This window comes from Streptomyces sp. NPDC006879 (assembly GCF_042869595.1).
GTDB lineage: Bacteria > Actinomycetota > Actinomycetes > Streptomycetales > Streptomycetaceae > Streptomyces.
Map to the genome: position 1 here is coordinate 90,505 of NZ_JBIAGC010000010.1, position 20,150 is coordinate 110,654.

Here is a 20,150-nt window from a genome sequence, read left to right on the forward strand (position 1 = left end):
CCAGCGGAGTGACGAGGAGATGCCGATGAGTACGGCCGAGGAGGCCGCCAGCACCGGCCGGGACGCCGAGGCGGTCAGTCGCTTCGTGGAACGGTTCGCGGCCCAACTGACCGAGGCGGGCATGCAACGGATGGCCTCACGGGTGTTCGCCGCACTGCTGGCCAGCGACGACGGCTGCCTTACCTCCGCCGAACTCGGCGAGCGACTGAGGATCAGCCCCGCTGCCGTCTCCGGCGCAGTCGGCTACCTGAGCCAGGTCAGCATGATCAGCCGGGAACGCGAGCCCGGATCCCGCCGCGACCGCTACCGGCTGCACAACGAGCTCTGGTACGAGACCTTCACCCGCCGGGACCAGGTGCTGACCCTGTGGGAGCAGACCCTGCGCGAGGGCGTCGCCACTCTCGGCGCCGACACCCCCGCGGGCGCCCGGGTCGCCGAAACCGCGGCCTTCTTCGAGTTCCTCCAGCAGGAGATGTACTCCCTGCTCGACCGCTGGCGCGCCCACCGCGCCACGCTGGACCTCCCCGGAGATTGAACAGCCCACCTGGTCACGACCGCGGGGACCGCCACTCAGCGCCCCTCGGGCCGTTCGTCGTCGGGCTGCTCCTCGTCGTTCGCCCCGTCCCCGCGACGCCGGTGACCGGGCAGGCTCTCGTCCCCGTCGTCCGCGAGCTGCGGCCCGCTGCGGCGCTCCCGCTGCCGGGCCGCCCACTCCTGGAGGAAATCGTCCACGCTCCGCTGCGGCAACAGCTCCGGCAGCTCCTCCCACACCCACACCGCGCCCTCCCGCCGGCGGGCCCGCGCCACCACGCCGACCGCCCCGCCGAGGAGCGCCACCGCCAGACCCGTCAGGAGCAGCACGTCCTGAGCGCGCGAAGGACGCACGTCCGCCGGAGCCGCCCAGGCGCCCACCTCCACCAGAGCCATCAACAGCGCCCCGCCCAGGACCACCCAGCGAAACACCCGCCGGTGCTCCTGCGGCCACTGCGGGATCACCGAGCCCGGCCCGGGGGCCGGCGCCTGCGGCTGCTGCGGATCGGGGAGGTCGAGCACACCGTGGAGCAGGCCCCCGCCGGCGGCCCGCGCCCGGGCTGCCGCCACCGCGGCCCGGGCCAACCGCTCCCTGCCGCGCACTCCCCGTACCGGCACCACCCAGCTCAACCGTCCGCTGTCCGGCACCGTGGCCACCCCGCCGAAAGCCGGATCGCCACAGAACCAGAGCACCTGGGCGTCCCCCGGATCCACCAGCGCCGCCCGCCTCCGGAAGGCCCCGCGGGTCAGTGGCCACAGCCGTCCCGACGGCTCCGCCAGCAGAACCATCGCCTGGTGGGTCCTGCTGGCGAAGGACACCGCCCGGTAGGCCAGCCAAGGACCGGAGGCCAGTCTCTGCCGCATCCGCCGCGCCAAGTGCAACTCGTAGAGCCCGTACAAGCAGATCAGGAGTGTGCACGGCAACAGGATCCGGGCAGGGACCGACACCGGAAGGGGGCCCGCCCAGGCAGCCGCGCCGGCGGCTGCCGATAACGCTCCGACCGCCGCCGTACGGCCGCCCCGCCGCCGGAAGTCCGCGAGTGCCCCGACCGTGCCCGGTACCTGCAGAGCCACCGGCGCCATGTCCCGCACCTCCTCCGTCCTCCGGCCCGGCCCGGTGCTCACCGAGGCACCGTCAGGCCCCACGCACCGGCCCACAACTCCCAGGTCCGGGACCGAACGGGCCCGCTCACCTGGTGGTCGGCCCGGTAGCGGAAGTCGGGGCCCGAGACGGTGACGGAGGAGGCGCGGGCCGTCAGCGCCGGCCCGGCCCGGCCCGCGGAACGCACCACGACCTCGGCGACGCCGCCGCCGGTGGCCACGGAAACGTCCCGCACCGGGCGGTCCAGATCGCTCAGGACGACACCGTCCGCCTCCACCCGCAGCCGCTGCCCACGCGGTGGCTCACCGCGTCCCCCAGGTCCGGGTACCAGGGTCCGGACCAGTGAACGGCAGGCCCCCCAGACGCGGGGCCCGCCGGAGGCCGGCCGGTCGGTGCCCAGTGCTTCGGGAATCCGCAGGCCGCCCAGGACCACCCCGTCGCTGTCGTCGACCAGCAGGTCGTGCGAGCGCACCGCCCCGTCGAGGACCGCCCGGGCCGCCGCCACCGCCCCGCCGGCCACGCCCAGTGAACGGGCCAGCGACAGTGCGGAGGGGGCGCCGACCGGCACCAGGGCGAGGGCGTCCGCCCCCAGGTCCCGTTCCCGGTGCAGCAGCGCCACGGTCCGCACCAGCGCTCCGTCGTCGCCGACGACCACCGTGCGGCGACCACCCCGGCGGGCCAGTGCCCGCGCGAAGTCCGTGGGCCCCTCAGGGACACACACTTTGGCGGGTGCGCCGGCGCACAGTACGTCCCTGGCGATCCGTACTGACTCGCCGTCGAGGCGGCGCGCCACCGGGTCGATGAGCACCAACAGGCCGGATCCGGCCGCGCTGCGCGGCTGGTCGACGGGGCTCAGGGCGGGCTCGGAGGCCTCTGGAGCCGACACCTCGGTCCTTCCTCGGGTAGCATCTTTGTGCAAGAGGCCCTTGCGCTATTGCGCCAGGGCCTTCGTCTATTCCGGGGCACCGGTCCGACGGCTCAGCCTGTGGTGTACATCGTCGTACGCCCCCTGACCTTGGGCATGCCCCATCCGGAAGAGGTGTACGCCTGTGCCCGCTCTTGTGCTGCTCGGAGCCCAGTGGGGAGACGAGGGCAAGGGAAAGGCCACCGACCTCCTCGGTGGTTCCGTTGACTACGTGGTGCGCTACCAGGGCGGCAACAACGCCGGCCACACGGTTGTCGTAGGCGACCAGAAGTATGCGCTGCACCTTCTCCCCTCCGGCATCCTCTCTCCTGGGTGCACCCCGGTCATCGGTAACGGCGTGGTGGTGGATCCGGCCGTCCTGCTCGCCGAGCTGCACGGCCTCAATGAACGCGGAATCGATACCTCCAAGCTGCTCATCAGCGGTAACGCCCACCTCATTACGCCGTATAACGTCACGCTCGACAAGGTCGGGGAGCGTTTCCTGGGCAAGCGGAAGATCGGTACCACGGGTCGGGGCATCGGGCCGACCTACGCCGACAAGATCAACCGCGTGGGCATCCGCGTCCAGGACCTGTACGACGAGTCGATCCTCACCCAGAAGGTGGAGGCGGCGCTGGAACGCAAGAACCAGCTGCTCGCCAAGTTGTACAACCGCCGGGCCATCGACGTCGCGCAGACCGTCGAGGAGATGCTCCAGTACGCGGAGAAGATCCAGCCGTACGTCGCCGACACCACCTTGATCCTCAACGAGGCGCTGGACGAGGACAAGGTCGTGCTCTTCGAGGGCGGCCAGGGCACCCTGCTCGACGTCGACCACGGCACGTACCCCTTCGTGACCTCCTCGAACCCGACCGCGGGCGGCGCCTGCACCGGCACCGGAGTGGGGCCGACCAAGATCTCCCGTGTGATCGGCATCCTGAAGGCGTACACCACCCGCGTCGGCGCCGGTCCCTTCCCGACTGAGCTCTTCGACCAGGACGGCGAGGACCTGCGCCGCATCGGCGGTGAGCGTGGCGTGACCACCGGCCGGGACCGCCGCTGCGGTTGGTTCGACGCCCCGATCGCCCGCTACGCGACCCGGGTGAACGGTCTGACGGACTTCTTCCTCACCAAGCTGGACGTACTGACCGGCTGGGAGCAGATCCCCGTCTGTGTGGCGTACGAGATCGACGGCAAGCGGGTCGAGGAGCTGCCCTACTCGCAGTCCGACTTCCACCACGCGAAGCCGATCTACGAGATGCTGCCCGGCTGGTCCGAGGACATCACCAAGGCCAAGACTTTCTCCGACCTGCCGAAGAACGCGCAGGCCTACGTCAAGGCGCTGGAGGAGATGAGCGGCGCCCCGATCTCCGCGATCGGCGTCGGCCCCGGCCGCACCGAGACGATCGAGATCAACTCGTTCCTCTAGAGCCGTGACAGGAAGGGCGTGCCGGGCGTCGCCTGCCGGTGGACCCTTCCGGTAGCGGCACGAGCAGAAGCGCACCGGTACCGACGCCGAGGGGCGGGACTCAGGTTCCGCCCCTCGGCGCGTTCCTGCCGGCGGGAGCCCGGGGCGGGGTCTGCCGCCGGCAGCGTTCAGCCGGCGACCTTCCGGTAGGTGAGCGGAACGCCGGTGCTACCGACCAGCTCCCGGGTCAGCGTCCCGTCCGGGCGGAGGGTCAGCCGGCTCCACTCGCCCGGCGAGCAGGTGGCCGGGTTGCCCGAGGTGACGGTGGACGGGCTCAGCCGCAGCGGTGGGCCGGCGGCGAGCAGGGTCGCGTTCCAGACGCAGGTGTGGGTGGGGCCCTGACCGGTGAGGGTCATCACCGGATCGCCCGGCCGGCCCTGGCGTAGGACCAGCCTCCGCGTGTTGGTTCCGCCGTTGCCCTCGAAGGACGCCGCCCAGACGCCGAGATAGGCCGGCGGCACGGTACCCGCGCTCCCGGCCGGCGCCGCGGTGGTCGCGGTGGCCACCGGCGGGGTCGGGGCCAAGGCCTTCGGGTCGTTCCCGCCGGGGGCGTCCGCCGCGGGGGAGGCCCCTGGCCCTCCGTCCGGGCCGGACGCGACGGAGGTGTGTGCCTCCGGCTGGTGGCCCGGGTTCTGCGGGCCGGCGCCGGAACTGCGGTAGACGGCGTACACCCCACCGGCCGCCCCCAGCGCAACCGCCACGGCCAGCGCGGCCAGGGCGACGGCGGACCGCCGGGAAGGAGCCGGCGCCGTCGGGACGGCTCCCCCGGCCGACGGTGCCGCCGTGGTGGGCGGCCCGACCAGGGTGGTGGCCGGCCGCACCGGGCCGGGCGCTTCCCACTCCAGCAGTTGCACCGCGTGGCGGCCGAGGTCGGTGACCAGCGGGCCGGGTAGCCAGGGCTCCAGCGGGCGGCCGTCCGCCACGGTCTCACCGGCGCCGACCCGGGTCAGGACGTCCTCCGGCGTGGGCCGGACGGTCGGGTCCTTGGCCAGGCAGTCACGGACCAGCGCCCTGAGCGATTCGGGCAGTCCGGGGAGTTCGGGTTCCTCGTTGGCGATCCGGAACATCACCGAGTGCGGGTTGCCGTCACCGGTGGGATCGGCGAAGGGGAGCACGCCGGTTGCGGCGTAGGCCAGCAGCGAGCCCAGGCTGAAGACGTCGCAGGCGGGCGTGACGGCCTCGCCACGGACCTGCTCGGGAGCCATGAAGCCAGGCGAACCCACGACCTCCCCGGTTCGGGTCAGGCCACCGCTGGTGAGCGGCTCCAGGGCGCGGGCTATCCCGAAGTCGATGACCCGGGGTCCGTCCAGGGTCATCAGGACGTTGGAGGGTTTGAGGTCCCGGTGCACGATCCCGGCTGCATGGATGTCGCGCAGCGCGTACGCGAGCCCGGCCGCCAGGATGCGGACCGAACGCTCCGGCAGCGGGCCGTGAGCGGTGACGGCCGAGTGCAGGCTGGGGCCCGCGACGTAACCGGTGGCCACCCAGGGGACCCGGGCATCGGTGTCCGCGTCCAGGACCGGAGCCGTCCACTGGCCGCCGACTCTCCGGGCGGCCCCGACTTCCTGACGAAAGCGCCGGCGGAACGGCTCCTGCACGGCGAGTTCCGGGCGTACCAGCTTCACGGCGACGGTCCGGCCCCGGTCCGAGCGGGCCAGGTACACGTGGCCCATGCCGCCGGAGCCGAGGCGGGTCAGCAGCCGGTAGGACCCGATGTGCTGCGGATCGCCGGGCGCGAGCTGATCCATGTGTGTCCGGTTCCTCCCCCTGATCCCCCGCACTCCTCACGGAGTGCCTCAACGCGCCGAGGATAGTGGGGTCCCGGTCACGCACCGGGCTCACTGGCGGTCACGCCTGTGTAACCGCTGCCGTGACGCCCGTCGCGGGGCGAGCGGTCGGGGCCTGAGCGCTGCGCACGCCGCAGGCCCCGGGTGGCGCCGTCGGGTCTTCGAGCCCGACGGGCGACACACTGCCGAGGCCACCCCCTCGGGCACGTACAGGGCGTCGGTGTCCCGTCCACCTGGTGGACTTCTAGCCTTGGCCACATGACCCCTCATGCCGATCCGCAGGCCGGGGCAGCCGTCAAGGCCGCCGACCGTGCGCATGTGTTCCACTCCTGGTCTGCCCAGGCCCTGATCGACCCGCTCGCCGTCGCCGGCGCGGAGGGCTCGTACTTCTGGGACTACGACGCAAACCGCTACCTCGACTTCTCCTCCCAGCTGGTCAACACCAACATCGGGCACCAGCACCCCAAGGTCGTCGCCGCGATCCAGGAGCAGGCCGGCCGGCTCTGCACCCTCGCCCCCGGCTTCGCCGTGGACGTCCGCTCCGAGGCCGCACGCCTCATAGCCGAGCGGACCCCGGGTGATCTGGACAAGATCTTCTTCACCAACGGTGGTGCGGAAGCGGTGGAGAACGCCGTCCGCATGGCCCGCCTGCACACGGGCCGTACGAAGGTCCTCAGCACCTACCGCTCCTACCACGGAGCCACCGCCGCCGCCATCAACCTGACCGGCGACCCGCGTCGCTGGCCCTCGGACACCGGCTCCGCCGGCGTCGTGCACTTCTGGGGCCCGTTCCGCTACCGCTCGCCCTTCCACGCCGAGACCGAGGAGCAGGAGTGCGAGCGCGCTCTCTCCCACCTCGCCGACACCATCGCCTTCGAGGGCCCCGGGTCGATCGCGGCGATCATCTTGGAGTCGGTGCCCGGCACCGCCGGCATCATGGTTCCGCCGGCCGGTTACCTCGCGGGCGTGCGCGAGCTCTGCGACCGGTACGGGATCGTCTTCATCCTCGACGAGGTGATGGCCGGCTTCGGGCGGACTGGCAAGTGGTTCGCCGCTGAGCACTGGGACGTCACGCCCGACCTGTTGACCTTCGCCAAGGGCGTCAACAGCGGTTACGTGCCGCTGGGCGGGGTGGCGATCTCCGCCGAGATCGCCGCCACCTTCGACCGTCGCCCCTTCCCCGGCGGTCTGACCTACTCCGGGCATCCGCTGGCCTGCGCCGCGGCCGTGGCCACGATCAACACGATGGCCGAGGAGGGAATCGTCGAGAACGCCGCGCACATCGGTGAGACGGTGATCGGGCCCGCCCTCGCCGAGATCGCCGAACGGCATCCCTCGGTCGGCGAAGTGCGGGGTCTGGGTGTCTTCTGGGCCCTGGAGCTCGTCCGGGACAAGGCCACGCGCGAGCCCCTGGTGCCGTACAACGCGGCCGGTGCGGACAACGCGCCGATGGCGGAGTTCGCAGCCGCCTGCAAGAAGTCGGGCCTGTGGCCCTTCGTGAACATGAACCGCACCCATGTCGTGCCCGCCTGCACCGTCACCGAGGCCGAGGCGAAGGAAGGACTCGCGCTGCTCGACGAGGCGCTCTGTGTGGCGGACCGCCACACCAGCGCCTCCTGAGGCTGGCCGCGGGGCCCCGGTCGTCCCGCGGTTGGCGAGAACCCGCCAGCGATCGAGCGGGCGGGTTCTCGCCGTGCCCACCGTTTCCGGCCATCGGCACCTGCGCCATGACCTGGCCTAAGGTGTCCGAAGCCCTACAAAGGAGACGGACCCCATGGCCGGCAGCCAAGCTGTCACCCGCAGCACCCTGCGCCAGCAACTAGCGGACGCGCTGCGCGACGAGGCGCTGGCGGGACGCCTGGAGCAGCGCCGCGAGTTCACCGTCAAGCAGATCGCGGAGCAGTACGGGGTCTCCGCCACCCCGGTACGCGAGGCGCTCTTCGACCTGTGCGCCCAGGGGTTGCTGGAGTCCGTGCAGCACCGCGGTTTCCGGGTGCGGCAGTTCACCGTGGCCGACTTCAAGGCCATGGTCGAGGCCCGCTCACTGGTGGTGGACGGCGTCTTCCGGCGCATGGCCGAGCACGGGCCGGGCACCGGGCTGGCCGAGGCGCTGGTGTCGGTGCGGCGTCGGGCCGAGGAGGCCAGGCGAGCCGCGCGGACCGGCTCGCTGGAGGTCCTCATCGGCTATGACCTGCGGTTCTGGCGAGAGCTGAGCGAGCTGGTCGGCAACGTCTACATCACCGATTTCCTGCACCGGATCCGTGTGCAGGCCTGGGTCTTCTCCGTGCCCTACCTCCGGGAGGCCCCCCTGCTGCGCGAGGAGCTGTGGGGCGGGCACACCGCGCTGGTCGAGGCGATCACCCGGCGGGATCTGGACGAGGCCCGGGAGCTGGTGCAGGAGTGCAACCGGCAGGCCCTGGACTGGGCGGACCGGCTACAGGCCCACCTGCTCGACGTCCGGGGGGCGGTACCGGCCGCGCCAGCCCCGTCCACGGCACCGGCCCCCTACGCCGGGTCCCTTCCGCATACCGGGCCGGGGGCACCACCGGGCCCCGGCGCCGCGCCACGCTCGGAGGGGGCGTGACCGAGACCCGGCCGGCGGTGTCGGCCTGGAACGCGGTGGTGCACGGTACCCGCACGGTAGAGCTGAGCGTGGTCGTCCCGGCCTTCGACGAGGAGCAGCGCATCGGGCCCACGTTGGACGCGCTCTGCGCCTATCTGGGCCGCCATCCGGCCACCGCCGGTGGCCAGTGGGAGCTGATCGTCGTCGACGACGGTTCGACGGACGGTACCGCCCGGGCGGTTCGGGCCGCAGCGGCCCGGGAGCCCCGTATCCGCTTGGTGAGCACGGAGCAGAACCGGGGCAAGGGGTATGCGCTGCGGCTCGGTGTCGCGGCCAGTGCCGGCCGCCGGGTGCTGGTCACCGACGCCGACCTGGCCACGCCCGTGGAGGAGCTGACCCGGCTGGAAGAGGCGCTGGCGGGCGGTGGACGCGATGAGGAGGCTTTGGCCGGTGCGATCGGTTCCCGCTCGCACCCGCAGTCGAGGATCGAGCGGCACCAGGGCCGGATGCGTGAAGTGCTCGGACGGGTCGGCAACCGGCTGATCCGTGCCGTCGCGGTGCCCGGCATCCGCGACACCCAGTGCGGTTTCAAACTCTTCGACGGCGACCGGGCGCGGGAGGCCTTTGAGGCGGCCGAACTGGATGGCTGGGGGATCGACGTGGAGATCCTGCAGTACTTCCGCGCGCGTGGCTGGGCGGTGGTCGAGGTCCCGGTCCGCTGGGCGCACCAGGACGGTTCCAAGGTCCGGCCGGCTGACTACCTGAGGGTGTTGGGCGAGCTCCTGCGGCTCAAGCGTGGAGGGCTCGCGGTCTGCGCACTGTTCCTGATGGCCTCGACGTTCCTCTACAAGGGGCTGTGGGCCGATCTGGACCGCCGCTACCTGGCGGATGCCGGGATGGACCAGAACCAGTGGGAGTGGTTCTTCCGGGTCACCGCGCAGAACGTGGTCGATTGGCGCAATCCGCTCTTCACCGACCTCCAGAACTTCCCCGACGGCGTGAACCTCATGGCCAACACGGTGATGCTGGGTCTGTCGGTACCGCTGACGCCGGTCACCCTCGCCCTCGGTCCGACCGTGACCTGGGCGCTGGTGTTGACCCTGGGGCTGACCGCCACCGGTCTCGCCTGGTACTGGCTGATCCGCCGCTGGTTGGTGCGCAGCCGTTGGGCGGCGGTGCTCGGGGCGGCGCTGTGCGCCTACGCGCCGCCGATGATCTCGCACGCCAACGCCCATCCCAACTTCTGTGTGCTCTTCATGATCCCGGTGATCATCGACCGGGCGTTGCGTTTGTGCGCGCCCGGGCAGGGGCGCCGGGTGGTCCGCGACGGCGTGTTGCTCGGCGTGTTCTCGGCCTACCAGCTGTACCTCGGAGAGGAACCGTTCCTCCTGGCGGCGGTCGGAATGCTGCTCTTCGCCACCGCGTACGCCCTCGCCGACCGTGGGCACGCAAGGGCGGCGGTGGGACCACTGCTGCGCGGTCTGGCGGTGGCCGCGGCCGTTGCCCTGCCGTTGGTCGCCTACCCGCTGTACTGGCAGTTCTTCGGGCCCCAGAGTTACCGATCGGTGCTCCATGGCGACGGAGCCGGCAACAGCCCGCTCGCCTTCGTCGAGTACGCCGGGCGCTCGCTCTTCGGCAACGACCGCACCGCCGACCCGCTGGCTCTCAATCGCACCGAGCAGAACGCCTTCTACGGATGGCCCCTGCTCGCGCTGGCGGGGATGATCACCTGGTGGTTCTGGAAACGGCCAGCCGTCAAGGCGCTCGCCGCCACCGCGGTCGGCGCGGCCCTGCTCTCCCTCGGGCCACGGATCCGCATTCCGGGTACCGAGACCGTGCTTCCCGGGCCCTGGAGGGCGTTGGCCCACCAGCCGCTCTTCGAATCGGTCATCGAGGGGCGGGTGGCCATGGCCTGCGCACCCCCGCTCGGCCTTCTGGTGGCGTTGGCCGCCGACCGGCTGGTCCGGGCCGACCGCCAGAGCGCCACCCCGGCCCGGCTCCGCACCCTGGGACTGGCCGCCCTGGCGGCGGCACTGCTACCCGTGGTGCCGACGCCGTTCCCCGTCACCGACCGGCCACCGGTACCGGCCTTCGTCACCCAGGGACTGTGGAAGAGGTACGTCCAGGACGGCCAGACCCTGGTGCCGATCCCGGTGCCGGACCCCGGGGACGCCGCCGCCCTGCACTGGCAGACCGTGTCCGACCTGGCCTTCAAGCTTCCCGGCGGTTACTTCAACGGGCCGTGGGGCCCGGACCGGATCGGCATCTACGGCCCTTCCCCACGGCACACCTCCAACATGCTCCGGGACATCCGCTACGGTGCCGACCCCCCGGAGATCGGTGCCTCCTGGCAGCGCCAGGCCCGCGAGGACCTGGACTTCTGGAAGGCCGGGGTGCTGGTGCTCGCCCCGCAGGACAGGGACGCCGAACTCCGCGAGACCGTGACCAAACTGCTGGGCAGGCAGCCACGTTGGGAGGGCGGGGCCTGGATCTGGCCGGTCGGCGACTGAGCCGAGTCGGTGGGGCTTTCGGCCTGCCCGGACCCCTTCGCTGCGGGTGGGGGGCGCACTACGCTGGCCCGAGCAGTGTGAAACCGCCCCGATAAGGAGCCTGCGTGGCCTGTGACCTGTGGCTGGTACCCCTTGTCGACGTGCTGTGCCACAGCCCCGACAATCCCTTCGCCGAAGAGATCGCCGCCTACGACAAGGCGCTCGGTGAAGCGGGGCTGCCCTCCGTGCCCGTGTTCGCCTACATGCCGGGGCTGGCGGGCGATGTCGCGCCCGTCGCCGGCTTCGACTACGACGCCCTGCACTTCCTGCGCCGGGCCTACCTGTTGCAGCTCTGTGGGCTGGCGGTGACTCCGGTGGACGAGCTGGGCGGGGACTACGAGCAGCTCCTGGAGATGTTCGAATCGACCGCCCAGCAGTCCCACTTGGTCTGGCACTACGACCATGCCGGCGCCTACGTCCCGGTCGACTTCTCGGTTCCGCTCGCCAACGAGGAACTGTTGGCGGGGGGCGGTCCGCTCGGCTCTGCACAGGGCCTGCTGCGCGAGCTTGAGTACATCGCCCCGGCCATCGGGATCGATCCCCGCAACCCGCCTTCGGCGCCCGCCCCTCCCGGGCGCCCCACCTCGCTGGAGGAGCCGGCGGGCCCCATCCCCTACGACGACAGTCCCTTCGCCCGGGAACGACACGTCTGGCTCGGGCTGCACGCGGCTGCGACCCGCAGCCTCGGACAGGGCTCGATGATCATTTTCAGCTGATCCGGCGTGCCGACCGGTCGGCACGCCGGCCCGCTGAGGGCCGTGCTGCCCGACCGCCCCGTCGGGCGGCCGGGGCGGTCCTCAGCGGGGTTGCTCCGGCGGACGCTGGCGCGGCATGTTCGGCCGGGTGCCCGGCGGCAGCGGGAACCGTCCGGGTTGCCCTCCCACCTCGGGCCGCACGGCGGAAGGGGACAAGGACTGCATCGCCAGCGGCGCGGACCCGGAGCGGAACTCCACCATCCAGTCCGCGGTCTCCGAGCGCACCAGTTCGGTGACGTCCTCGGAGAACCGCCGCAGCACGCTCAGGCACCGGTCTGCGGCTTCGCTGGCCGTCCCCTCGGTCGGTCCCAGCACCTCACGCACGTTCTCCGAGGCCCAGTCGAACTGGAGCGTCTGGAGCCTGCGCTGCACCGCCTGCGCGGTGGCCACGTCGCGCATCCACCCCGAGGTCAGGCCGAAGAAGCGGTCGCAGGCCAGGGCCGCGGCGGCGCCCAGCAACGCGAGGTAGCCGTACACGGCCACCCCCGGCGCCGACCCGGCGAGTTCCAGCAGCGGCAGGGCGGCACCCGTCACCGTGCCCACGGCCGCCGTCACCCGGAGCACCCTGGCCCCTCGCCGCTTCCAGGCACGGTCGGCCAGGTACCACTGGGCGGTGCGCAGTGCGTCGGCCTCCACCCGGCGGTAGATCTCGTCCAGCGGTTCCGCGGGTTCGCCCCAGTCCCCGAGAGGGAACGGCCGGCCGGTCAGGTCCTCCGCCTTCGGCCTGCCCTCCTCCCGGGGATCCCGGGGTGGCCCCTCGGGCTGCATCTCCGGCTGGCTCACCCGGCACTCCCTCTTGCCTGCGCTGACGTGTGATGGTGCGCGAACGCGTAATGGTGGTGCGCGTGCGCGTACTGGTGCGCATGCTCTTCCTACCGCCGAATGGGGCTCCGTGGACGAGGAATCCCAGGATTTCCGCCCACAAGCAGGTCTTGATCAGCTGCAGCCCCTGTTCTTCTCTCACTCGAAAGAGTTGGTCCTGACAGCGTAGGGCGCGGTGCGCGGTGAGCACGTAGGCTCGGTTTCACCGAAGAAAGAAGGAGTGACCGTGATTCCCGGTGGTGGCCAGCCCAACATGCAGCAGCTGCTCCAGCAGGCTCAGAAGATGCAGCAGGACCTCGCGCGGGCCCAGGAGGAGCTGGCTTCGACCGAGGTGGCCGGACAGTCCGGGGGCGGGCTGGTGACGGCCACCGTGACCGGCTCCGGAGAGCTCCGGGCTCTGGTGATCGACCCCAAGGCAGTGGACCCGCAGGACACCGAGACCCTCGCCGACCTGGTGGTGGCGGCCGTGCAGGCGGCGAACGAGAATGCCCAGGCGCTCCAGCAGCAGAAGCTCGGGCCGCTGGCGCAGGGGATGGGCGGAATGCCGGGCCTGCCCTTCTGATCCGCCGGTCCGACCCGCTGGGCGTCCCGGTGCCCAGGGCGCACCCCTCTCAACTCCACAGGTACCGGCAACATCGAGGAAGAAGGCAGTCCGTTGTACGAAGGCGTGGTTCAGGACCTGATCGACGAACTGGGCAGGCTGCCCGGCGTCGGGCCCAAGAGCGCGCAGCGGATCGCCTTCCACATCCTGCAGGCCGAGCCGACCGATGTGCGTCGGCTGGCGCATGCCCTGCTCGAAGTGAAGGACAAGGTCCGCTTCTGCGCGGTCTGCGGCAACGTCGCGCAGCAGGAACAGTGCGCCGTCTGCCGCGACCCGCGACGCGACCCCTCCGTCATCTGTGTGGTGGAGGAGCCCAAGGACGTGGTCGCGATTGAGCGGACGCGTGAGTTCCGGGGCAAGTACCACGTGCTCGGCGGCGCGATCAGCCCGATCGAGGGCGTGGGCCCGGACGATCTGCGCATCCGTGAGCTCCTGGCGCGCCTCGCGGACGGCACGGTGACGGAGCTGATCCTCGCCACCGACCCGAACCTGGAGGGCGAGGCGACGGCGACGTACCTCGCCCGCATGATCAAGCCCATGGGCCTGAAGGTCACCCGCCTGGCCAGCGGGCTCCCCGTCGGGGGAGACCTGGAGTACGCGGACGAGGTCACGCTGGGGCGGGCCTTTGAAGGAAGGCGGCTTCTCGATGTCTGACGCAACGCTGCACGCGGTGGGCCAGGATCCGGACGATTTCGCCGTCCAGATCGCGGACCAGATCGAATCCTTCATCGTGGCCGTCACCGAGGTGGCCAAGGGAGAGGACCCGGACAGCGCGGTGCCCTTCCTGCTGCTGGAGGTCTCCCAGCTGCTGCTGGCGGGTGGGCGTCTCGGTGCGCACGAGGACGTCCTGCCCGAGGAGCGCTATGAGCCGGATCTCGGCCCGGAGCCGGACGTCGACGAGCTGCGTGAGCGGTTCGCGCTGATGCTCGATCCGGTGGACGTGTATTCGGAGGTGTTCGACCCCTACGAGCCGCGCAAGGCGCCCGTCGCGCACCGCATCTCCGACGACCTGGCGGACGTGGTCACCGACCTTCGGCACGGCCTGGCGCACTACCGCGAGGGGCGCACCACGGAGGCGCTGTGGTGGTGGCAGTTCTCGTACTTCACGAACTGGGGGCCCACCGCCTCGGCCGCCCTGCGGGCCCTGCAATCGCTGGTCGCACACGTGCGGCTGAACCAGCCCTTGCAGGAGCTCGACGGTTTGGACACCGACGAGGACCTCGCCGAGGAGGAGCTCGCCGAGCAGGCCGGTCAGGTGATGGTCGAGGAACTCGGGCTGCCGCTGGGGCTGCCCAGGGGCTGAGCGGTTTTTCGGAAACTAACCCGAGATGAACGTCACATCTCACGATGTGGTACCCGAGGTTCGGATTCCGGTCGCTGGTTAGACTGCCTTCGAATAGGACGAACCGAGCGAGGAGCGCACGTGGGCCTTGTCGTGCAGAAGTACGGAGGCTCCTCCGTAGCCGATGCCGAAGGCATCAAGCGCGTCGCCAAACGGATCGTGGATGCCAAGAAGAGCGGCCACCAGGTGGTCGTCGTGGTTTCAGCGATGGGCGACACGACGGACGAGCTGATCGATCTTGCCGAGCAGGTGTCGCCGATGCCCGCAGGGCGCGAGTTCGACATGTTGCTGACCGCAGGAGAGCGCATCTCCATGGCTCTGCTGGCCATGGCCATCAAGAAACTGGGGCACGAGGCGCAGTCCTTCACCGGTAGCCAGGCGGGCGTCATCACGGACTCCGTCCACAACAAGGCGCGCATCATCGATGTGACGCCGGGCCGGATCCGCACGGCGCTGGACGAGGGCAACATCGCCATCGTCGCCGGCTTCCAGGGCGTGTCCGCCGACAGCAAGGACATCACCACCCTCGGCCGCGGCGGGTCGGACACGACCGCCGTCGCGCTGGCCGCCGCGCTCGACGCGGAGGTCTGCGAGATCTACACCGACGTGGACGGCGTCTTCACCGCCGACCCGCGCGTGGTCAAGAAGGCCCGGAAGATCGACTGGATCTCCTCCGAGGACATGCTGGAGCTCGCCGCCTCCGGCTCCAAGGTGCTGCTGCACCGCTGCGTGGAGTACGCACGCCGATACAACATCCCGATCCACGTCCGCTCGTCCTTCTCCGGACTGCGCGGTACCTGGGTCAGCAACGAAAAGCCGCAAGGGGACGAGCAGGTGGAGCACGCCATCATCTCCGGAGTCGCTCATGACGTCTCCGAAGCCAAGGTCACTGTCGTCGGCGTCCCGGACAAGCCGGGCGAGGCCGCGGCGATCTTCCGTGCCATCGCGGACGCCGAGATCAACATCGACATGATCGTGCAGAACGTGTCGGCCGCCTCCACGGGGTTGACGGACATCTCCTTCACCCTTCCCAAGACCGAGGGGCACAAGGCGATCGAGGCGCTGGAGAAGACGCGCGCCGCCATCGGCTTCGACTCCCTGCGCTACGACGACCAGATCGGCAAGATCTCGCTCGTCGGCGCCGGTATGAAGACCAACCCGGGAGTCACCGCCGACTTCTTCAAGGCGCTCTCCGACGCCGGGGTGAACATCGAGCTGATCTCCACCTCGGAGATCCGCATCTCGGTCGTCACCCGCGCCGAGGATGTCAACGAAGCCGTGACGGCCGTACACACCGCCTTCGGGCTCGACTCCGACAGCGACGAGGCCGTCGTCTACGGAGGCACCGGCCGATGAACACCGACGCCGGCGGCGGCCGGCCGGCCCCGGCGCTCGCCGTGGTCGGCGCCACCGGCGCCGTCGGCACGGTCCTGCTTCCGATCCTGTCCCAGCGGGCCGACGTCTGGGGTGAGATACGCCTGATCGCCTCGGCCCGCTCGGCGGGCCGGGTGCTCGGGGTTCGCGGGGCCGATACGGAGGTCATGGCGCTCACCGAGGACGCCTTCGACGGCTTCGGCCCCGGGGACGTCGTCATCTTCCTCACCCCGCGGGAGGTATCGGCACGCTGGGTGCCGGTGGTGACCGCCCGCGGCTGCGTGGCCGTCGACCGCTCCGGGGCCTTCCGGATGGACCCGGAGGTTCCGCTGGTCGTGCCCGAGATCAACCCCACGGCGGCCCGGGTTCGCCCGCGGGGCGTGGTGGCGGGGCCCGGCTGCGCCACGCTGTCCATGATCGGAGCCGTGGGCGCCCTGCACGCCGAGTACGGGCTCGCCGCTCTGTCCGTCTCCTCCTACCAGGCGGCGAGCGCGGCCGGACGTGCCGGCGTGGACGTGCTCCGTAAGCAGCTGGCCCTGGTCGCGGGTACGGCGCTGGGTGAGCAACCGGGCGACGTGCGGCGGGCAGTCGGCGAGGAGACCGGGCCGTTCCCGGCGCCGCTGGTGTTGAACGTGGTGCCCTGGGTGGGGGATCTGGCGGAGGACGGATGGTCCTCCGAGGAGCTCTCGCTGCGCGCCGAGACACGCCGGCTGCTGGCCTTGCCGGAGCTTCCGGTCGCCGTGACCTGTGTCCGGGTGCCCGTGGTGACGGGCCATTCGATGACCGTGCACGCCCGGTTCGAGCGCGAGGTGAGTGCGGCGACCGCGCACGAACTCCTCGCGGCTGCGCCCGGGGTGGTCCTGGTCGACGATCCGGCTACGGGTGAGTTCCCCACCCCGGCGGACGCGGTGGGTACCGACCCGGTGTGGGTCGGCCGGGTACGTCGGTCGTTGGACGACGTGCGGTCCTTGGAGTTCTTCGTGAGCGGGGACAACCTGCGCAAGGGAGCGGCTCTGAACGCCGCGCAGATCGCGGAGCTGGTGGCGGCCGAGCTCTGACCGGGCCGCCCCGCCCCGGTGCGTCCGCGCTGCCGGTGGCCTTATTCACATGCAGGGCATGAGGATTCCCTTTGTAGGATCTTCAGAGTTCCGCACCCTCTGCGACCACAGAGCTGTGGGGCCGTCTGCGTGGTCACTTGCGCCCTTGCGCGATCTCGCCCGTGCGACGTCACGGATAAATGGGGCAAACGGGGGGCAGGGGTGTGACTGGAATCGATGCGCCACGGGGTTATCTGATTGAGATATCACCCGCGTACAACCTTGATCGGCTGTCGCGTGTCTCACCGGCGTGGCAGAGGTTCTTGAATTGGCAGTCATCCCGGTGCGCACCCCCCTCGTCCCCGCGCTCCCGCGCTCTCGCAGGGCAGGTGCGGGCGCGGTGAGCGCACCCACTCCCGCGCTCCGACCCACTTCCGGAACAGCCTCCTCCGTCTGCCAGGAGCAGGTCGAGGGCGGTCTGATGACCGCACCCGGACGCCTCGGCGTGACACGGACCGGCACGTCGGGCGCGGGCGGCGCGAACGGTGCTGACGCGGTGGCGGGCACCACCGTCGACCACCTCACCGCGACCTACCGACAGCACTACCGTTCGCTGCTCGGCCTGGCTGCCCTCCTCCTTGACGACACGGCCTCCTGCGAGGACGTCGTGCAGGAGGCCTTCATCCGGGTCCACTCCGCCCGTAACCGGGTGCGTGACCCCGAGAAGACCCTGGCCTACCTTCGGCAGACCGTGGTCAACCTTTCCCGCTCCGCGCTGCGCCGTAGGATCCTGGGCCTCAAGCTGCTGTCCAAGCCGATGCCGGACATGGCGAGCGCCGAAGAGGGCGCCTACGACCTGTTGGAGCGAGAGGAACTGATCAAGGCGATGCGCGGCATCCAGCGCCGTCAGCGCGAGGTGCTGGTGCTGCGTTACTTCGCGGACATGACCGAGGCCCAGGTGGCTGAGACGCTGGGCATATCCCTGGGTTCGGTGAAGGCGTACGGCTCGCGCGGCATCGCGGCACTGCGGGTCGCGATGGAGGCCTCCTCGTGAGCGACGCCGGAAAGTCCACCAACGAGTCCCGGAAGCAGCCGGCAGTAGAGACTCCGGCCTCCGCGGCCGTCGAGACACCTGCCCAGGCCCTCGCCGGATCGGTCACCGAGGTCTCGCCCGACGCACCCACCGAGACTGTCGAGCCGTCAGCCGAAGCACTGTGCAGGGCCACCGGCGAAACGGCCGGAACCCAGCTGGACGAAACGGCCCTGCGGGACCTCTTCCACGGTGCCGTCGAAGGACTGGAACCCGCACGGGACTCCCTCGACCGGCTCCGGCACGCGATCCCGGCCCGCCGCGCCCGCAAACGGCAACTGGTGGTGGGGGCCGCCGCTGCCGTGCTGCTCGTCGGCGCGGCGGTACCCGCCCTCGTCCGCCTCGCCCAGTCCTCCGCTTCCGGAGACGACCGACGCTCCTTCGCCAGCCGTGGACTCCAAGACCGTGGCAGCACCGGTGGGGAGCGCCCCACCGGCAAGGGCCGCTACCTGCGCGGCACCGAGAGCCCGCTCCCGCCCACCGGGTCGCCGCGAGCCAGCGGCAGCCCCTCGCCCAGCGCCAGCGCGAAGGACGAAGCGCCCTCCAAGGCGCCGGGCGGGCACGGCCGCGACCCCGGGCACCCGGGCGGTGCCAAGGCCTCGGCGGGCTCCTCCGCCGCCCCCGGACGCACGCCGTCGCCCACCAAGCCGCCAGCGGCGGCTCAGTCCCCGGTCTGTCGTGCCGGACAGCTGGCCACCGCCTTCGTCGATGTCGGCGAGCCCAACGGCGAGGGCAAGGTCTATGGAACCTTCCGCATCACCAACACCTCCGCTTCCGACTGCCGGGTCGGTGGCGCCGGCCGGATCACCGCATCGGCGGCCGGTGCCGCCGACCCCGCCCGGATCAGCGTGGTCGACCACACCTCCGCAGACGCGGCCAGCGGCCTGCCGGACCCTTCGGAACAAGTCAGCCAGCTGATCCTGCGTCCGGCGAAGTCCTACGACGTGGAGTTCGCCTGGGTGCCTTCCCAGGCCTGCCCGACAACCCCGGACCCCGCACCCTCACCGACCGCTGAGACGCCGGAGGAGGGCGCCGACGGCGGGGGCACGGACGGCGACGCGACGGTCGGTGGCTCCGCGGACTCCGACGGCGGCCAGACCAGCACCGAGGAACCGGACCTCCAAGCGCAGGGCGGGGCCCTCGCCCGGGCAACGGTCGACGGCAGCGTCTCGGTCAGCTACGCCGCGGAGCCCGGTGCCCCCACGGCCAGAGCGGTCATCCCGAACGCCTGCGCCGGCACGGTCTACCGGACCGGTGTGCTCCCGGTCGACTGATGCCGGAGGGCGGTCGTCCGGGCCCGTGGTGCGGGAGTGCGCCTCAGGAGGAGCTGCCGCCCGCAGGCCCGCTCTTTGCGGCTCCACGGGAACCCGCCGCACCGCCCGCCGGGACCGTCTCGGCCACCGGCTCTGCGGCCCCGTCGAGCCCGGCCTCCGCGTCCCTGAGCGCCTCGACCTCACGCCGGTACAGTCGCACCCACATGAACAGCACGAACGCTACGAAGACGAACCACTCGCCGGTGTAGCCGAGGTTCTGGAAGGCCTTCAGATCCAGCCCGGTGTTCTGCGGGGCCGCCGCCGGAACCGCGCGCATCCCGGCCGCGTCCGCCGGCGCCTGGGGCAGGGTCACCCACGCCGGATAGACCTCGTAGGGCACCAGGTTCACCAGAGAAGCCGCGCTGATGAGTCCGACCTGCCCGGCCGGCAGACCACCACCGGCGTGCGCGCCCTCGGTGCCGGAGTTCTCCGGCGCCTGGAGCGCTCCCGTCACCTCCACCCGCCCGGCCGGCGGCGCCGGCAACGCGGCGGCGTCGGCGGGACCCGGGAGCCAGCCACGGACTACGGGCAGCGCCTTCCCACCGTCCGTGCGCAACAGCGTCAACACGTACGAGCCGGACTCGCCGTCGAGTTCCCGCGCCGGTACCAGGAACTGCTCGGCGTACCGCCCGGAGGCCTTGGCCCACTGTCCCGAGGTCGCCTTGGTCACCGGCAGCAGGGACTCCAGGGGCCGCGCGTCCTGTGGCGAACCCTCCCGTGGCGCGCTCGCCTCCCGGTGCGTCTCGACGCGGTCCTCGAAGCGCCCGAGCTGCCAGGTCCCCATGAACAGGCAGAAGGGGACCGCCAGCAGGACGAACAGGTTGATCCCCCACCAGCGCGGGGTCAGCAGGAAGTGGCGCACCCCTCCACCGTACGGGCCCCGACCGTCATGCTCGGGGCCGGGGCCCGCCA

18 protein-coding genes are annotated in these 20,150 nt (G+C 71.4%); 13 read left to right on the plus strand and 5 right to left on the minus strand.

Going from position 1 to position 20,150, the window contains the following annotated elements; translation table 11 throughout:
* Positions 1-19 precede the first annotated feature (19 nt).
* Positions 20-535, plus strand: a complete 516-nt coding sequence (locus ACFYMC_RS10965; RefSeq protein WP_388522093.1) for a GbsR/MarR family transcriptional regulator — start codon at positions 20-22, stop codon at positions 533-535.
* A 35-nt stretch (positions 536-570) separates the two neighbouring features.
* Here the strand turns inward: ACFYMC_RS10965 and ACFYMC_RS10970 are convergent, their stop codons facing one another.
* A complete protein-coding gene (locus ACFYMC_RS10970) occupies positions 571-1,656 on the minus strand; it encodes a hypothetical protein (RefSeq protein ID WP_388522096.1) in 1,086 nt (361 codons plus the stop codon).
* A complete protein-coding gene (locus ACFYMC_RS10975) occupies positions 1,653-2,519 on the minus strand; it encodes a diacylglycerol kinase (RefSeq protein WP_388522099.1) in 867 nt (288 codons plus the stop codon). The genes ACFYMC_RS10970 and ACFYMC_RS10975 overlap by 4 nt, the downstream gene beginning before the upstream one ends.
* Positions 2,520-2,682: 163 nt before the next feature.
* On the opposite strand from ACFYMC_RS10975, the gene ACFYMC_RS10980 reads away from it, so the two are divergent.
* Entirely contained in the window at positions 2,683-3,966 is a 1,284-nt protein-coding gene (locus tag ACFYMC_RS10980; protein ID WP_388522102.1) for an adenylosuccinate synthase, read from the plus strand.
* A gap of 167 nt (positions 3,967-4,133) precedes the next feature.
* Here the strand turns inward: ACFYMC_RS10980 and ACFYMC_RS10985 are convergent, their stop codons facing one another.
* Entirely contained in the window at positions 4,134-5,753 is a 1,620-nt protein-coding gene (locus ACFYMC_RS10985; protein WP_388522105.1) for a protein kinase, read from the minus strand.
* A gap of 297 nt (positions 5,754-6,050) precedes the next feature.
* Here ACFYMC_RS10985 and ACFYMC_RS10990 point away from each other — a divergent pair, with 297 nt between their 5' ends.
* The 4 genes from ACFYMC_RS10990 (at position 6,051) to ACFYMC_RS11005 (ending at position 11,620) form a co-directional block, all read left to right on the plus strand.
* Complete coding sequence (locus ACFYMC_RS10990) at positions 6,051-7,412, plus strand: aspartate aminotransferase family protein (protein WP_388522108.1); 1,362 nt, start codon at positions 6,051-6,053, stop codon at positions 7,410-7,412.
* A gap of 154 nt (positions 7,413-7,566) precedes the next feature.
* Complete coding sequence (locus ACFYMC_RS10995) at positions 7,567-8,376, plus strand: GntR family transcriptional regulator (protein WP_388522110.1); 810 nt, start codon at positions 7,567-7,569, stop codon at positions 8,374-8,376.
* Positions 8,373-10,865: a dolichyl-phosphate beta-glucosyltransferase gene (locus ACFYMC_RS11000; RefSeq protein ID WP_388522113.1), complete on the plus strand. Its 2,493-nt coding sequence runs from the start codon at positions 8,373-8,375 to the stop codon at positions 10,863-10,865. Before ACFYMC_RS10995 ends, ACFYMC_RS11000 begins: the two co-directional genes overlap by 4 nt.
* 104 nt (positions 10,866-10,969) lie before the next feature.
* On the plus strand, positions 10,970-11,620 hold the full coding sequence (locus ACFYMC_RS11005) for a hypothetical protein (RefSeq protein WP_388522116.1): 651 nt from the start codon (positions 10,970-10,972) through the stop codon (positions 11,618-11,620).
* Between the two features lie 81 nt (positions 11,621-11,701).
* Here ACFYMC_RS11005 and ACFYMC_RS11010 read toward each other — a convergent pair whose 3' ends face one another.
* On the minus strand, positions 11,702-12,442 hold the full coding sequence (locus ACFYMC_RS11010) for an SLATT domain-containing protein (protein WP_388522118.1): 741 nt from the start codon (positions 12,440-12,442) through the stop codon (positions 11,702-11,704).
* Positions 12,443-12,707: 265 nt separating this feature from the next.
* On the opposite strand from ACFYMC_RS11010, the gene ACFYMC_RS11015 reads away from it, so the two are divergent.
* From ACFYMC_RS11015 to ACFYMC_RS11045, 7 genes are all read left to right on the plus strand, one after another.
* Entirely contained in the window at positions 12,708-13,043 is a 336-nt protein-coding gene (locus ACFYMC_RS11015) for a YbaB/EbfC family nucleoid-associated protein (protein WP_388522302.1), read from the plus strand.
* A 93-nt stretch (positions 13,044-13,136) separates the two neighbouring features.
* Positions 13,137-13,736, plus strand: coding sequence for a recombination mediator RecR (recR, locus tag ACFYMC_RS11020; RefSeq protein WP_388522121.1), 600 nt, complete (start codon positions 13,137-13,139; stop codon positions 13,734-13,736).
* A complete protein-coding gene (locus ACFYMC_RS11025) occupies positions 13,729-14,385 on the plus strand; it encodes a DUF5063 domain-containing protein (RefSeq protein ID WP_388522124.1) in 657 nt (218 codons plus the stop codon). The genes recR and ACFYMC_RS11025 overlap by 8 nt, the downstream gene beginning before the upstream one ends.
* A gap of 120 nt (positions 14,386-14,505) precedes the next feature.
* Positions 14,506-15,780, plus strand: a complete 1,275-nt coding sequence (locus ACFYMC_RS11030) for an aspartate kinase (RefSeq protein WP_388522127.1) — start codon at positions 14,506-14,508, stop codon at positions 15,778-15,780.
* The gene (locus ACFYMC_RS11035; protein WP_388522130.1) at positions 15,777-16,856 is read left to right on the plus strand and encodes an aspartate-semialdehyde dehydrogenase; all 1,080 of its coding nucleotides are present in this window, start codon (positions 15,777-15,779) and stop codon (positions 16,854-16,856) included. The genes ACFYMC_RS11030 and ACFYMC_RS11035 overlap by 4 nt, the downstream gene beginning before the upstream one ends.
* Positions 16,857-17,145: 289 nt before the next feature.
* Positions 17,146-17,889: a SigE family RNA polymerase sigma factor gene (locus ACFYMC_RS11040; protein WP_388522133.1), complete on the plus strand. Its 744-nt coding sequence runs from the start codon at positions 17,146-17,148 to the stop codon at positions 17,887-17,889.
* Positions 17,886-19,199, plus strand: a complete 1,314-nt coding sequence (locus ACFYMC_RS11045) for a hypothetical protein (protein WP_388522136.1) — start codon at positions 17,886-17,888, stop codon at positions 19,197-19,199. Before ACFYMC_RS11040 ends, ACFYMC_RS11045 begins: the two co-directional genes overlap by 4 nt.
* A 43-nt stretch (positions 19,200-19,242) precedes the next feature.
* Here the strand turns inward: ACFYMC_RS11045 and ACFYMC_RS11050 are convergent, their stop codons facing one another.
* On the minus strand, positions 19,243-20,100 hold the full coding sequence (locus ACFYMC_RS11050; RefSeq protein WP_388522139.1) for an SURF1 family protein: 858 nt from the start codon (positions 20,098-20,100) through the stop codon (positions 19,243-19,245).
* Between the last annotated feature and the right edge of the window lie 50 nt (positions 20,101-20,150).